This window comes from Myxococcales bacterium, assembly GCA_016706225.1.
Taxonomy (GTDB): domain Bacteria; phylum Myxococcota_A; class Polyangia; order Polyangiales; family Polyangiaceae; genus JADJKB01.
On record JADJKB010000003.1, the window covers coordinates 636,442 to 651,152 of the forward strand.

A 14,711-nucleotide genomic window follows, 5' to 3' on the forward strand; every position below is an offset into this window, starting at 1 on the left:
GGGGCGAGATGGCGGAGCAGCCCGGCATCACGCATTGGGCCGCGCAGGCCGCGTGCGCCTGAGAGGTCGAGGCGCCGCCCTTGGTCTGTTGCTTGAAGCAGGTATTCACGAAGACCGAGCTGCCCGCTGTGCTCCGCGCCCTGCGCCAGGAGACGGTCGCCAATGATCGCTTCACCGCCAGCGGCGCGAGGAAGCACTCCGCGTCTCGTACTAGGGCGCCGACCAGGTTGAACGTCGTTTGTTTTCCGGGACTTGCAAGGTGTTCGGCGCTCGCGCGCGGAGCGCGCACGGCCGAAGGCCGGGGGTTTGGGGCGCAGCCCCAACTTAAAGGTCCTAGAACACGAGCAGCGCAAGCTGATCGGTGTTCTAGGTGACTCACGACCGCGCCTTGCTCACGAGCAGCGGGCGGCGACGCACCACCGCACAGAGGACGAGCAGGGTGGCCGCCAGGTGGAAGCCCATCGAGCAGACCCGCTCCAGCACCACGAACACCGGCACCCACAATGGCGTCGCGTCGAATGCGCGCCGCGTAGCGTGAGCGCATCTCGCTCAGGATCATCTCGGCGACCCGCCAAAGAACAGGAGCGCGCCGCCCGGGAGGCCCTCGAGGCGCGGCTCGCCGAGCTGGAACGCCAGCTCGTTCGAAACGAAGACGACGTTTGAGCCCAGCGGCGGATAGCCGGACCGAAAAAGCCGGCGGCAATCGGCTCCGGGCCCGGCTTCGCCCCGCCGCGACCCCGCGAGAATCATGACTTCCCAGCTGATCCGGCTATGATCCGCGGGATGCGCTGGTCCTGGTCCCGATTCGTCGGCGCCGTCACGGTCGCCCTGGCGATGAGCGTCGCGGCCGCGTGCTCGGTCACGCAGTCCCTGGACGATTTGAAACAGAACGTGCACGTCGACGCCGGCTGTGTGAAGGCAACCTGCTCCAGCCTGAAGGCCAACTGCGGGCTATCGCTCGACAACTGCGGCGGCACCATCGACTGCGGCAGCTGCCCCGCGAAGAAGTATTGCTCGGCGAACGTCTGCAGTGACTTCCCCTGCGTCGCTCGGACCTGCAAGGACCTTGCGGCGACCTGCGGCACGCTGAGTGATGGCTGCGGCGCGCTGATCGAGTGCGGAACCTGTCTGTCACCCCAGACCTGTGGCGGCGGCGGGGTCGAACATCAGTGCGGCTGCGTCGCCAAGACCTGTGCGTCCCTCGACGCCCAGTGCGGTGAGCTAGCCGACGGCTGCGGCAACACTCTCTCGTGCGGGGACTGCACCGCGCCGGAGTCCTGCGGGGGCCTCGGTCAGCCCAACAAATGCGGCTGCAAGACCAAGACCTGCCCCGAGGTCGGAGCCAACTGCGGGCAAGCCCCGGACGGCTGCGAAGGGTTCATCTACTGCGGCGCTTGCGGCGGCGGCAAGACCTGCGGCGGCGACGCCGGCGCGAACTTGTGTCAGTGATGGCCACGGCCACCCTCATCGCCCTCATCGCAGCCTTGGTCTACGTCGTGGTCTCGCTCGTTGTGGGCGATCGTTTCGTTTTTTCGCGCTACAAGATGTACGCGGATCTGACCACGCGGGACGAGGGAGCCGTGTTCTACCTCAGGGCCGGTGAGCGATTCGTTGCAGCCGACGAGCTCGACGCAGTCTTTGGTCTCGACGTCGATGCCCTCGACCCACGCACGCGCCCCTGCTCGCAGCAGTGGCTGGTGTACGAAGCCCAGCGTTGGTTGCGCGACCACGGTGTTCCGTCCGCGCCCGAGGGCGGCGTTGCCATCGAAGCGGGCTGGCGCATGCTGCGCGTGGATCAGGCTGGCAACCTGGAGGAGCGGCTCGAGTCCGTCACGAGCGGGACCGGCCGACTGCGCGCTTGACGACGCTCGGTCACGCCCTGCTGGCGCTGGGCTTACTGCTGTCGTGGACGAACTCGTCGCTCCATGTGCTGCTCGCTGATCGCCCGCTCTACGCCGGCTCTACGCGCATGTTCCGGGGGCCGGTGCCGAGGCGCCGCCTGCTCGCGGTCTCGACGGCGTCGTTGGGGTTCGCGGGGCTCGTGGCTTTGTTCCTGAGCCAGGTGCAGCCGGAGTCCGCAGCCGGCGCAATTCTGCTCGCCCTCGCGCTGATTCGCCGGGTCGAGATCGCGCAGTGGCACGAGGACATCGTGGTGCGACTCGGCAAGTACCTGCCGGCGGGCGCGTGCCTTGCGGCCTGGCTGGTCGCCGATCTCACGCTGGCCGTGAGCGGGACCCCGTTCGGCGAGGCTCGACAGCTGGCGTGGAACGCGGCCTGCGGGGTGATGGCGGGCGCCCACGTGCTCGCGGCGTTCACCAAGCTGCGCCTGTCCGGGCTTGCCTGGATGCGCGCCGATCGCCAGGCGCTTCTGATCGCGGAGCGAGCGTTCGCTGGACCGCGCATCCTGCGCGCGCTGCGGCTAGCCGTCGTCCGCTCGCGGACCGTCAGCCTCGCCGCGGGGGTATTCGGCCTGGTGACGGAGGCGCTCGCCATCTTTTTCATCTTCCCCGGAGCGCGCCTGCCGGTCCTCACGGCGGTCATCGCGCTCCACCTCGGCTTCATGCTGCTGCTCGGTTACTTCGAGATCGAGTGGATCGTCGTGCTGGTGGCAGTCGTGCTCCTGGCAGCGTGACCACGATTTGACGGCACCCCGCTCTTCCGGGAAACTCGAGCGTGTGATCGAAGCCGCGAGAGCTCGGCCGCTCGGTGTGCCAACCAAGAAGCCGGGGCCGGACAAGGATCCGAGCCTCACTCGCACCCTCGGCATGCTCTTCGTCACGCGCCGCTGCAACATCGACTGCAGCTACTGCCACATGGCCCACGACGGCATCGAGGACACCCCGCTGCCGACCCTGAAGCGGGGCATCGATCTCCTGCTCGGCTGCTCGAACGGCACGCTATTTCACTGGTTCGGCGGCGAGCCGCTCTTGCGCATGGATCTCGTCAAGGCAGGCGTCGCGCACATCGAAGCAACCAAACCCGACGAGCATCGCGTCGAGCACCTGATCACCACGAACGGGATCCTGCTCCACAAACACCTCGATTGGCTCCGCGAGCACGGCTTTCGTTTCATGCTCTCCGTCGACGGGAGCTTCGAGTCCCAGCACACCTTTCGCAAATCCCTCGGGGACGAGCGCGCCATCTACGAGCGCATTTTTGCCACCATGGAGCTGCTCGGGCGGGAGGGCGTCGGATATTTCTGCAACATGGTCGTCAGTCCCGAGAGCGTCGACCGTGCCTTCGACAACGTCGCGTACCTGAAGAGCCGCGGCGTACCGCGAGTGCAACTCGCCTACGAGCTCGGCGCCAATTGGGAGCACGACACACGAGCGAGCTACATCCGCGGGCTCGAGGCGGCCATTCGAACCTTTCACGGCAAGGACGGTTTCCAGATCCAGAACAGCCCGTATTCGGAGCCGGTGCTCGGCAACCCGTTCTTCGTCATCGACTGCAACGGCGACATGTTTCAAGGCTGCGCCGTCGTGCTCGAGAAAACCTTGCCCACGTTCAATGACGTGGCCCGTCTGGGTCACATTTCGGCGGTCGACACGCTGGTGGGCCGACAGCGTGAGCGCCTGGCCCAGGTCACGTACTTCCTCAAACACACGCGCCCCAATGCCGCTGACTACGTGCGCCTCCGCAGCAACATGCAGCTCGGGTATCAGGTGCGGCGCTCGCTGCTGGCGCTCGGCCACAACGTCTAGGGCAAGCGCTCGTCGCGCGGGTTTCTCGAGCGCGGCGCGGGCTCTCACTTGCCGGACGGTTTGACCGTCGCCACCCGCGAGCAGATACTCGGAGCACAGGAAAAGGCGAATGCTCTCGAACGCAGGCGGGGCGCTGCTCGGCGCGCGCGGGCTGGCAAAGCCCGAAGATCTCTCTTGTGCCATCACGGTCAAAGAGATCTGCGTGATGCTGAACTTTGCCTGCAACATCCGCTGTCCGCTGTGTCCCTTCTGGGGCACGACGGGGGTGTCCCACGCCGGCGGGGACAAACGCTGGCACGCACCGTTCGACTCCGCGTCCATGCGCCGGTTCCTCGACGGGATGCGCGCTTTTGGCGCCCGGCGGGTGAACGTCTCGGGGGGTGAGCCGCTGGTCAGCCGGGAGTGGTCCAGCGTCGCGGCTCTGGCAAAAGAGCTCGACTACCGCGTCATGCTCACGACCAACGGCAGCTTCCTCGCCCGGGAGATGCCCGCCGTCATCGAGCACGTCGACGTCCTGCAGCTCTCGTTCACGGATCCAGAGGAGTGGCGGCGCGGCCTGCGTGCCCCGGATTGGGTCTCCGAGCTCAGTCGCCTGTTTGCGGAGCTCAAAGCGGCGGACATCGAGATCCAGGTCAACTTCGCCATCTCCGACGCCGCCTTCCCGGAGATCGAGACGATCGCCGACGCGGTCCTGGGGCTGGCCGTGCCCGTCGACACGTTTCGCTTCGTACACCCCATGTTCCTCGCACCCGAAGTGCTCGCAGCGCACCAGGCCGATCTGTCCGAGTTCGATACCGATGGCCACTTCTGGAGTGGCTTTGGCACCGTGCCCGTGCAAGTCGATCCTGAAGAGCTGCTCCGGATCTTTCACCGAGTGCTGGAGCGTCATCCGGGTCGGGTCGGGTTCTTCCCGGAGATCGACGCTGACGAAGTCGCCGCGTACTACCGCGATCCGACGTACCTGCCGGCGCCATTTCGCGACTTCTGCGCGGCGCCGTGGACGCAGGTGAACCTGATCCCGAACGGCGATGTCTGGGTTTGCTACGATCTTCGCCTGGGCAACATCCACACCGACGACGCCGCGAGCATCTGGAACGGCAGCGTGGCTCGCCGCCTCCGCGAGCGCATCCTCGCGCGTGGGCTGTTCGGCGGCTGTCGCGGGTGTTTCAACAAATACTCGGCGGTCGAAAAGGGCACCGCCCGGGGGCCGCGCCCGTGAAGATCGTGCTCGTCGCCCCGCCCACGCCGAACCCGTCGCCGAGTTATTTCGGTCCACCCATGGGCCTCGCGTTGCTCGGCGCCCTGCTCGAGCGGGAAGGCCACCAGGTCAAGGGTTACGATTGGGACCGCTCCACCCTGGAGGCCATGCTGGACGACGTGCCGCGCCTGCTCGAGGAAGACCGGCCGGAGCTGCTCGGGATCTCGTGTCTGTCCATCACCCGGGGTCAGAGTTTTGCGCTCGCTCGCCGCGTGAAAGAGCTCGCGCCAACGTTGCCCATCATCTTCGGCGGTCCCTACCCAACCATCGAACCGAACGAGATCCTCGAGCGCACACCGGCTGACTTCGTCTGCATCGGCGACGGAGAAGAGACCTTGCCTGAGCTCGTGCGCGCCCTCGCAGCCGGCGGCGACGTCGCCCAGGTTCCGGGACTGTGTCTGCGCAGCAAGACCGGCATCACCCGTACCGCGCCCCGCCCTGATTTCACCGAGCTCGATCAGCTCCCGTATCCGAACCTCGATCTGTTCGGCGTCGCGGAAGAGCTGAGGAAATATCGCCGGGGCGACGCCGCCGAGCGGGACGCGGGCTTGTTCGCCAAGGGCAAGGGCCCCTACCTCGCGCGCTCCGCGCTGATGGTGCTCGGCTCCCGCGGGTGTGTGTGGCGCTGCGATTTCTGCCCGATGTCGAAGTTCAAAGGGCGAACACGCATGCACTCGCCCGCGTACATCGCCAACTACATCGAGCACCTGGTCGAGCGCTACGGACACCGGGACTTCGTCTTCGGCGACAACACCCTGACCTGGCTGCGCCCGCACTCGGTCGAGCTGTTTGGGCTCATGATCGAGAAGCAGCTGGGCATCGAGTGGATCTGCATGACGCGGGCCGACCGTGTGGACCCCGAGCTCCTGGACCTGATGCATGCCGCCGGCTGCCGGGAGATCAGCTTCGGAATCGAGAGCGGCGCGGCGGCCGTGCACCAGGCGATGAAGAAGAAGCTCAAGCTGGGCAGCGTCGTGCAGGCCTTCCACGACACGCACGCCGCAGGCATCAACAGCACGTGTATGTTGATGATCGGCAACCGGGGTGAGACGCGAGACAGCCTGCGGGAGACGACCGGCCTGGTGCGGGACACCGACGCCGATCGGATCCTGATCTGGACGACCCGCCTGTATCCAGGGACCGTGCTCCACGATGTCGCGGTCGAGCAAGGTGTGCTGGGCGCCGACTACTACGCGGATGAAATGGCGCCGGCACCCTTCTACACCGGAGAGAACTCCGCGGCGGAGCTCACGCGCATGGAGAAGATGCTCCAGCACCGCACGCTCTGGGTCGACGTCGGGCCGGAGATCCCGCTCGAGACCCTCGATCGAAACCTGCGGCTCTCGACCTGGCGCGCCGAGGCCGGCACTGTGCTGGGCGGAGCGGCGGGCGAGCCCTTCGAACGCCCGGACTTCTTCGAGCTGCTCGAACGCTCGAAGCGCTGGGACACGAAGCGTGTCCTGGTGCAGACCCATGCCCGACGTCTGGCTGACCGGGCTTTTTTCCGGAAAGCCCAGCAAGCCAACGCGATCCGCGGCCTCGTGGTGCCGCTGTGGTCGCTCAGCGACGCACACCACGACGCCCGCGTCGCGTCCCCAGGCGCGTTACTCGAGACTCGCAAGGGCCTGTTGCGCTGGACCCGCGACGGCGGCATGGCGCTGGCCTTCGCACTGCTCGACAAGTTCAACGTCGCGACGGTTCGGGCCTGGATCCGCTGGCTCGCCGAACATCGCGTGACGGAGGTGTGCCTGGTCTACGGGCAAACTCCCGCCGGATGGCAGCGAGTCCCGGCGGGGGAGCTGCCGAGCCTGAGCGAAGCCAGCGACGCGATGTTCGCCGCTGCCGAGGAGGCTCGCGACGTTTCGCTCGAGCTCTCGGTGTCCGGTCTACCGCGGTGCCTGTTGCCGGCGGACCTCGAGCTCTTCGAGCAGTGTCGCCCGTTCGACGAATGGGTACACGCCGACGGAGAGCCCGAGAACCTCTCTCGCGCCCGCCGCAACGACGCGAAACGCTTCGTGCCCGCGTGCGCCGGCTGCGCGTTCGAGGGCCAGTGTGAGGGGATCTGGCGAGAGGTCGACGAGCGTGCCGCTGCCACGAGCGTGCGACCCAGCGCCAACCCGCTCGCCCCGGGAAAGAGTGGCAGCCAGCCCGTCGAGCTGCGACGCCGGACGGCGTGAGCTTCAGCGCGAGCCCGGTTCGGGCGTGACCCCGACGCGGCCCACCTCGACCGGCACTCCCGAGAACGCAGCCGCTCCCGTCAGCGCGTCGAGGCGCTCGGGATCGGTGAGATCGTTGATGCTCACCCCCGCGTGGCGTTCAGCCACTCCGAGGGCGGTTCCGGGATGATCGTGGCCGAAACCGTGGGGAATACTGACCACACCGAGCATCACCTCGTCCGATACTTCGACCGGCAGCTCGACAGCTCCGACCCGAGATTGAACGCGCACCGAGTCACCGGCCGCGATCCCACGCGTCCGAGCGTCCTCCGGGTGCATCAGCAGGGTGCATCGCTCCTTCCCGGTCATCAGGCTCGGCACGTTGTGCATCCACGAGTTGCAGCCGCGGAGCTGCCGGCGGCCAATCAACGAGAGGGTGGCGCCCTTCGCGGGCTCCGCCCGCGCCACTTCGCTGAGCGCCGTGAGGAAGATCCTGGGCGCAGCCTCGATCCGACGATCTTTCGTCTTGATGGCATCCGGGAAGCGCGGCACGAGCGGGCCGAGATCGACTCCGTGCGGCTCGGCCCGCAGCCGCGCGAGGCTCAGCCCGCCCAGGCCTTTCCGAAGCCCATAGGGTCCGGCGCGCAGCCCGAGATCGAGCAGGCCGGCCGGACCGAGTTTCTCCAGAGCCCGCGCCCCCAAGCTGCCGGCGAGGGACCTCCCGCGCAAGAGACGCTCAGTCAGGCCGGAGAGGATCTCGTGGTCGTGGCGCGAGTCGTCAGGTTTGGGAAATACCGGTGGTGAATACTTGGCGAAGTTGCGCACCGAGAGCGCGTAGAACGCCGCGTCGTAGTGCTCGTGCTCCAGTGGGCCCGTTGGCGGCAGGATCAGATCCGCGTGCCGGGTGGTCTCGTTTCGATACAGGTCGATGGCAACGAAGAAGTCCAGGTGCTCGAGGGCCCGCCCGAGGCGCCGTCCGTCCGGGGTCGAGAGCACGGGATTGCCCGCGTAGGTGACGAGCGCGCGGATCTGTCCGTCGCCGGGCGTCTCGATCTCCTCCGACAGCGCTGCGACCGGCAGCTCACCGGCAAACTCTGGCAAACCGCGGACGCGCGAGCGCCAGACTCCCAGATGCCCAGGGGTTCCCACGCGGAAGACATCGAGCGCCGGCGTCGTGAACATCGCGCCGCCCGCTCGGTCCAGGTTACCCGTCACCAGATTCAGGAGCTGCGTCAGCCACTGACACAGGCCTCCATGCTCCTGCGTCGACGCACCCATGCGTGAATGCACGGCCGCGCTCGGGGCCTCCGCGATAGACCGCGCCAGGGCACGAACGTCGTCGGCCTTTATTCCCGTGTGAAGCTCGGCGCGCTCCGGTGAGAAGTCGGCGACAGCCCGCATGGCCTCCGCGAGCCCATCCGTGTGCTGTCCGAGGCGCCCGATGCGCTCGAGCTTCTCCGAGAAGATCACCTGGAGCAGCGCCGCCAACAGATACACGTCGGTGCCGGGACGAATGAAATGATGCCGATCTGCCAGCGCCGCCGTTTCCGTGCGGCGCGGGTCGACCAAGACGAGCTTGCCGCCACGCGCCCGCAAGGCCAGCAAGCGATTCTTTACGTCCGGCACCGTCATCAACGAGCCGTTGGAAGCGAGGGGGTTGCTGCCGATCAGCACGAACAGGTCGGTGCGGTCGATGTCCGGCACCGGCAAAAGCAGCTGATGGCCAAACATGCCCCAGGCAGCGACGTGATGTGCGAGCTGATCCACCGACGTGGCGGAGAAGCGGTTCCGGGTCCCGAGTGCCTTCAGGAAGGGTGGGCCAAACAGCAGCGCACCGAGATTGTGAACGGTGGGGTTACCCAGGTAGACGGCGACTGCGCTCTTGCCGTGTTCGCGCTGCACTCGTTTCAGGCGCTCCGCTGCTTCGTCGAGCGCCTCGTCCCAACCCACCTCGTCCCAGCGGTCGCCGCTGCGGCGCAGCGGCCGGGTCAATCGATCCGGGTCGTGGTGCAGGTCACCGAGCGCGACCCCTTTCGGGCAGATGTACCCACGGCTGAAGGGATCGCGCTCGTCGCCGCGGATCTTGGTGACCCGAACGCCATCGGTTTCGATGCGGAGCCCGCAGGTGGCCTCGCACAGCGGACAGACCCTGAGGTGAACGTTGGACACGACCCGGAGCGAACACGGCCGGACAACCGCCGCAAGCGCAGCGCCCGGGCCCCCACCATTTTGCCAGTCCCGAGCGGACGCTGCTGGCTCACGGTTCCCTCGGCGCGCCGCGCGGTTATCCTGAGCGGAGCGCGCATGGCTGACGAGGAGTACTCCGAGAAGAACGCGCTGCTCGTCGCTCAGCTGGAGGCGGCCCGGCTGGAAGGGCAGCCGAAGGAAGAGCTCGTCGAGCTCGTGCGAGAGCTGCTCGAGCTGCGCCTGACCAAGGACGATGCCGACGAGACCACCGCAGCGCTGCGCGAGCTCGAAGACCTCATCGGGCGTGACGATCCTGGCGACGGGGTGTTGCTGGAGTACTACGCGGCTCGCGCGGCGCTGGCTCGAGACGATGCCGCCGCCGCACTGGAGCACGCGGAGCGGGCGACGAAGCTCGCCGAGGAGCACGAGCTCGACGAGGACTTACCCCACGCACTCGACGAGCTTGCGGAGTCGCTCGAGGCGCTCGGGCGAACTGAAGACGCCCAACGCGAGCGCCTCCGCGCAGCCGACTCGTTCGAGGCCGCCGGGCTGCCGACGCGGGCAGGTTTTTCTTACCTGCGTGCGGCTCGCTCTGCGGTCAAGCGTGCGGAGCCGCGCGAGGCTCGCTCGCTGTTTCGGCGCGCCGTTACCGCCGCCGAGCAGGGCGAGGATGATGGCGCGACCTCGATCATCCTCCACTCGGTTGGTCTCTGGCACGCCGAGCGCAACGAATACCTGCCCGCGCGTCACGCCTTCGAGCGAGCCCTCGAGCTGGCTCGGCGAGTCGAGCACGAGTTGGGTCAGGCGCTGTGTCTGGAACAGCTGGCGTGGCTGGAGGTCGAGGCGTTCCACCACCAGGCAGCGATCTCCATCGCCGACGAGGCGCTCGAGGCTGCGCTCGACGACTGGCAGCGCGCTCGGGCCCTCAATGCCCGCGCGAACGCCCGGCACCGCCTGCACGAACACCTGGCCGCGCGCGCCGATCTACTCGAGGCGGCCCGACTCTTCGAGCAAGCGGGCGAGCCCGAGTGGGGCAAAGACTGCCGCGACCGCGCCGCCGGCGACCGTTTGCTGCACTACCTGCACTACCTGCCGTCGTGGGTGTTCCGGCACAAGGACATGAGCTCCCGCGAAGCGTCGATGCGGCGGGAGTTCCAGCCCTTCTTGCTGTGGATTGTGGCGATGTCTTCCCTGTGGATGTTCGGATTCACGGCGCTCGCCTTCCGCTATCCACGAGGCACACTGCGGAAGGCAGTCGGATTCATCGCGACGTTACCAATCGGCTTCCTCGCATTCATCGCCGCCGTCGGAATCATCCAGCTGGCGCTCGGATATTGGCGCGCCAGGCGCGGCGAGTGATTCGGGCGGCGTTCGGAGTGGACCGCGCCGAACCGCGCCACGCGAAGAACAGCCGCCTTCGCCCCGACCGTTCCCCCCATTCTGGACGCACCCATCGGCTTGGTGGATCCTGCGCCAGGTGTACGTGTGCCCGCAGTGCGCGCGGGTTTACCCCAGGCCCGGGTGCTGCACCGACGACGGCGCGGCGCTGGAGTCGACCGCCGCGTCGCTTCGCGGCGAGAGCGGCTTCGGCGCTCTCGTTGGCCGGGTCGTCGGGAGCTACCGCGTCGAGCGCCTGATCGGACGCGGTGGGATGGGTGACGTGCATCTCGGAGTGCACCCCGAAATCGGCAGCCGTGTTGCGATCAAGGTGCTCGCTTCGACGCCATCGCGTACCTGTCGGCCGCGGAGCGCCAAGCTCGCGCGCAGTATCCGGACGCGCAGCTGATGACGCTGGTGGTGAAGAACGTCGGGCCGGATGGGTTGGCGGAGCTGTCGGCCGGCAACTCGGCTTCCTACATGTTTCGTTCCCCTGCTGCCTCGCCCAAAGTTCGAGATCCCAGCTCGTCCGTGTTCGCAGAAGCGCTCGTTCCGCCGCTCCCGGCGTCTTTCGTGTCGCTGCCGCCGTCACTGCTCGACCCGCAGGCCGCTACGCTCGCGAGTAGCAACACCCCCACTGCCAACGCTGAAGGAGTCCCCATGCGGAGCAGCATAGCTCACTCGGGCGACCCGAGCGCTACCAGGCGACGCCGAGCATCCGAGCTACGTCGACCGCGGACTTGACCGCGTCTTCGTGCAGGCCGTGTCCAAAGTGGCTGCCACAGAAGTAAGACCGCTGCTTTCCGTTTAGCTCGGGCAGGCGCTTCTGGGTGGCGAAGGCCTCGAAATCGAAGATCGGCGTGCGCAGCACGGTCTCGAGCTCCACGAGGCTGTCGTCGATGGGGAAGTTCGGGTGTTGTGACGACAGGTACGGGCACTTCGAATCGACACCCGGCAGCCGCCACATGGCGCCGGACACCGAGGTCTCGAAGTCGCCGTCTGCTTCCCGGTACAGGAACGTATAAGCCTGCGTCAGGGAGCGGGGAGGGAACGAGGAGTGATCTCGATGCAGCACGACCTTGCCGGCTTTGTAGCGCCAGGCACCGAGCAACGTCCGTTCGTCCGGCGTTGGCGCCTCGAGCAAGGCGAGCGCTTGGTCGGCGTTGCACGCGAACACGACCTGATCGAAGCGGCGCTGCTCCCCGGCGCCATCCACGAGCGTGACGCCGTGCTCGTCGCGCAGCACCCGCGCGACGTCGGCGCGAAGAACGACTCGGTCCCGGAACCCACGGGCAAGCGCATCCACGTAGCTCTTGGTCTGGTGTGACATGCACCGCACGGAGTACGGCGCGCGGGGCGAGAGCACGTCGTCGTGCGTGTGGAGTTTGCCCACGAAGAACTCGGCGGGCCCGGCCAGCACCTCCGCGCCGCTCATCGACGACATCAAACACAGCGCCGAGAGCAGCAGCCTCCGACCATCACCCCGTACCGTGGGCACGAGGCGGATCGCCTCCGCCATCGTCAGCCCCCGCAGCTCACCGCGCTCCCAGCGAGCGAGGAGCCCGCGCAGACCGACGTACAGTCCAACCAGATCCGCCGCGTGCCGCGGTCGAAGTAGCTCGAAACGCTGGGCCAAGAGCCCCTCGAGGCTCCACGGGGTGATGTAGAGCCCCTTGCCCGAGTCGAGATTATGCAGGCTGATGAACGCGCCGGGGGAGCGCTGCGTCGAGACTCTCAGCTCATCGAGCAGACGATAGAACTTCGGATAGCCGGCCCGCCCGAAGGCAGCCACCGCAATGTCCACCTGGTATCCATCCCGCGTGGTGTGAGTGTAGGCGTTGCCTCCAAGGCGATCCGTCTTCTCGAACAGCGTGATCTCGTGGAGCGGCGCGAGCAGATGAGCGGCCGTGAGCCCGGCAATCCCCCCGCCGATGATGGCAATTCGCTGCGGCATCTGCTCGCCGGGGTCAGGCTACCACGGGATCGAATCGGGGCCCGTGCTGGTTCGCTGTTCCAAAATCAGCCAGCGCTGCGCGGCGTGAGCCCAGATCCAGTCGCCCTCTCGAGCGCCGACGGGCTAAGATCGCACTGACACGGGTGGTCGTGCGGGTGTGCGACATGCGAGCGGCAATGACCAACACAACGTCACCGGCCTCGGCGCGACGCGCGCGGTGTTGGCTCATCGGCGGCGGGGGTGGGCGGACAAGTGCCGGACCCTGACAGCGATACGCTCGTAGCAGGCCCCCCGGACGAGGAACCCACCTCCGTCGCGGCGCCGTCACAATCTCACGCCAGCAGCTCGGGTTCCGGCTCGACCTCCGGGCAGAATCGCTCGGGCTCAGCCGGCACCACCAATCTGCGCACGCGCAGCAGCACGCTGATCCTCAAGCGCGAAGAGGCCGAACGCGTCATCGCCATCATGAAGGTCATGGCGATCGTGGCCGTCGGCGCCCTCATCACTCAGTGGATCCCCAAAGACCTGCCATACCGCCCAGTCTGCACCCTCATCTACGGCGGCACCCTCGTCATCACCGCGTGGCTCCTGCTCCGGTTTCGCGATCGCTCGCGCTACGACGCGCGGCTCGCCATGTTCCAGGCCCTCTGCGGCGTCGCGTGTGTGCTCGCCGCCGCGGCCTCGGTGGGAGTTTTTTCGGGCACCATCGTGGCCGCCGCCCTCGGGATTTTTTTCTACGGCTCGGGCGACGACAAGCCGCTCGGCTGGGTCGTCTTTCTGACGCTCGCGCTCGGTTATCTGCTCTTCTTCGTGCTCTCGATCGCGGGAGTAATGCCGCTCGATCGCGGCTTGGTCCGCTTCGTCGATCCCGACCTACCCGGGCTCGTTGTGCTGTCGGTCGAGCTCGAGACCTTCCTTGCCGTCACGTTCTGGAGCGCACGACGCGCCCGCTCGGCGACCCGCGACGCCTTCCTTCGGCTGGAAGGCGCAGCTCGCAGCATCGAGCAACGCGACGCGCTGCTCAACGAGGCCCGCGCGGACCTGGATCGCGAGCAGGCCGCACGGCTCGGTCGGTACACGGGGCAAACCGTGGACGGTTACATGGTGGACGCCTTGATCGGACGCGGCGCCATGGGTGAGGTCTACGCGGCGCAGGCCGCGGACGGCTCTCCCGCCGCGCTCAAGTTCCTCAACGCGGGCACCCTCTCCGAGCCGGGCGCGCTGACGCGGTTTTTCCGCGAGGCCGAGGTTGCAGCCACTCTGAGCTCACCCTACCTGACCCGGCTTCTGGGTACTGGGCGCACCGATGACGGGGCACCCTACCTGGCGATGGAGCTCCTGAGCGGGGAGGATCTAGGGAAGCGGCTGCGGCACGACAAACGCCTGGGCGCGAAGGAGACGCTCGAGTTGGTCGAGCACGTGGCCGAAGCCCTCGAGGTGGCACGCGCGAACGGCATCGTGCATCGCGACATCAAACCCCAGAATCTGTTTCACGCGGCCGAGGGCGGGCGCAAACGCTGGAAGGTCCTCGACTTCGGTGTGTCGAAGCTCCACGAGAGCCAGGCAACGCTGACGCAGGGCGCGACGGTCGGTACGCCGAGCTACATGTCGCCGGAGCAAGCGCGGGGTGGGGACGTCGATCACCGCAGCGACGTCTTTGCGTTGGGGGTGGTCACCTATCGTGTGCTCACGGGTCGCCCCGCGTTCACCGGCGCCGACAGCATGCAGACGCTCTACAACGTGGTGTACAAACAGCCGGCGCGTCCCTCTGGATTGGTGAAGCTCAACACCGACGTCGAGCGCGTGCTGGCCCTCGTGCTGGCCAAACGCCGTGAGCTCCGCCCCGCGACGGCGCGACACTTCGCCGCGCTGCTCGCCGACGCGTTCGCGGGCAAACTGTCGGTGGCCCAGCGCAGGGTCGCCGACGAGCTGATCACGCAGCAACCCTGGGGCAGCGAGCTCCGGGGTCTGAGCGACTGAGCAGCAGGCTCATCACACCGCGTGCACGCTCCCGCGTGAGCAACAGGCTTTGTCCAAGACCCAACGGTCACGCCGTCCTGAATACGCAGGAGCCC

13 protein-coding genes are annotated in these 14,711 nt (G+C 67.4%); 9 read left to right on the forward strand and 4 right to left on the reverse strand.

The genetic code is table 11. The annotated features are described in order from the left end of the window. Window positions 1-375: 375 nt before the first annotated feature. Window positions 376-498: a YhfC family intramembrane metalloprotease gene (locus IPI67_04550; GenBank protein MBK7579458.1), complete on the reverse strand. Its 123-nt coding sequence runs from the start codon at window positions 496-498 to the stop codon at window positions 376-378. Between the two features lie 285 nt (window positions 499-783). Between IPI67_04550 and IPI67_04555 the strand changes: the two genes are divergently transcribed. The 6 genes from IPI67_04555 to IPI67_04580 all read left to right on the forward strand — a co-directional run bounded on the left by IPI67_04555 (window position 784) and on the right by IPI67_04580 (window position 7,139). Then, window positions 784-1,449 (forward strand): hypothetical protein, encoded by a 666-nt coding sequence (locus IPI67_04555; protein MBK7579459.1) that lies wholly within the window; start codon window positions 784-786, stop codon window positions 1,447-1,449. Further along, the gene (locus tag IPI67_04560) at window positions 1,449-1,862 is read left to right on the forward strand and encodes a hypothetical protein (GenBank protein MBK7579460.1); all 414 of its coding nucleotides are present in this window, start codon (window positions 1,449-1,451) and stop codon (window positions 1,860-1,862) included. The genes IPI67_04555 and IPI67_04560 overlap by 1 nt, the downstream gene beginning before the upstream one ends. Next, window positions 1,859-2,632, forward strand: coding sequence for a hypothetical protein (locus IPI67_04565; GenBank protein MBK7579461.1), 774 nt, complete (start codon window positions 1,859-1,861; stop codon window positions 2,630-2,632). Before IPI67_04560 ends, IPI67_04565 begins: the two co-directional genes overlap by 4 nt. Window positions 2,633-2,675: 43 nt before the next feature. Further along, complete coding sequence (locus IPI67_04570; protein ID MBK7579462.1) at window positions 2,676-3,704, forward strand: radical SAM protein; 1,029 nt, start codon at window positions 2,676-2,678, stop codon at window positions 3,702-3,704. A gap of 109 nt (window positions 3,705-3,813) precedes the next feature. Then, window positions 3,814-4,923 (forward strand): radical SAM protein, encoded by a 1,110-nt coding sequence (locus IPI67_04575; GenBank protein MBK7579463.1) that lies wholly within the window; start codon window positions 3,814-3,816, stop codon window positions 4,921-4,923. Continuing rightward, window positions 4,920-7,139: a radical SAM protein gene (locus IPI67_04580; GenBank protein ID MBK7579464.1), complete on the forward strand. Its 2,220-nt coding sequence runs from the start codon at window positions 4,920-4,922 to the stop codon at window positions 7,137-7,139. The genes IPI67_04575 and IPI67_04580 overlap by 4 nt, the downstream gene beginning before the upstream one ends. 3 nt (window positions 7,140-7,142) lie before the next feature. Here the strand turns inward: IPI67_04580 and IPI67_04585 are convergent, their stop codons facing one another. Continuing rightward, window positions 7,143-9,287, reverse strand: coding sequence for a molybdopterin-dependent oxidoreductase (locus IPI67_04585; GenBank protein MBK7579465.1), 2,145 nt, complete (start codon window positions 9,285-9,287; stop codon window positions 7,143-7,145). Between the two features lie 135 nt (window positions 9,288-9,422). Between IPI67_04585 and IPI67_04590 the strand changes: the two genes are divergently transcribed. Next, window positions 9,423-10,664, forward strand: a complete 1,242-nt coding sequence (locus tag IPI67_04590; GenBank protein ID MBK7579466.1) for a hypothetical protein — start codon at window positions 9,423-9,425, stop codon at window positions 10,662-10,664. 118 nt (window positions 10,665-10,782) lie between these two features. Beyond that, window positions 10,783-11,091 carry a hypothetical protein gene (locus IPI67_04595; GenBank protein ID MBK7579467.1) on the forward strand — a complete coding sequence of 103 codons (309 nt, stop codon included), beginning with the start codon at window positions 10,783-10,785 and terminating at the stop codon, window positions 11,089-11,091. Window positions 11,092-11,158: 67 nt separating this feature from the next. Here the strand turns inward: IPI67_04595 and IPI67_04600 are convergent, their stop codons facing one another. Together IPI67_04600 and IPI67_04605 are read right to left on the reverse strand one after the other, a co-directional pair. Next, window positions 11,159-11,344, reverse strand: a complete 186-nt coding sequence (locus IPI67_04600) for a hypothetical protein (protein MBK7579468.1) — start codon at window positions 11,342-11,344, stop codon at window positions 11,159-11,161. Window positions 11,345-11,379: 35 nt separating this feature from the next. Continuing rightward, window positions 11,380-12,636, reverse strand: a complete 1,257-nt coding sequence (locus IPI67_04605) for an FAD-dependent oxidoreductase (GenBank protein MBK7579469.1) — start codon at window positions 12,634-12,636, stop codon at window positions 11,380-11,382. A gap of 252 nt (window positions 12,637-12,888) precedes the next feature. On the opposite strand from IPI67_04605, the gene IPI67_04610 reads away from it, so the two are divergent. After that, complete coding sequence (locus tag IPI67_04610; protein MBK7579470.1) at window positions 12,889-14,616, forward strand: serine/threonine protein kinase; 1,728 nt, start codon at window positions 12,889-12,891, stop codon at window positions 14,614-14,616. Window positions 14,617-14,711: the final 95 nt, after the last annotated feature.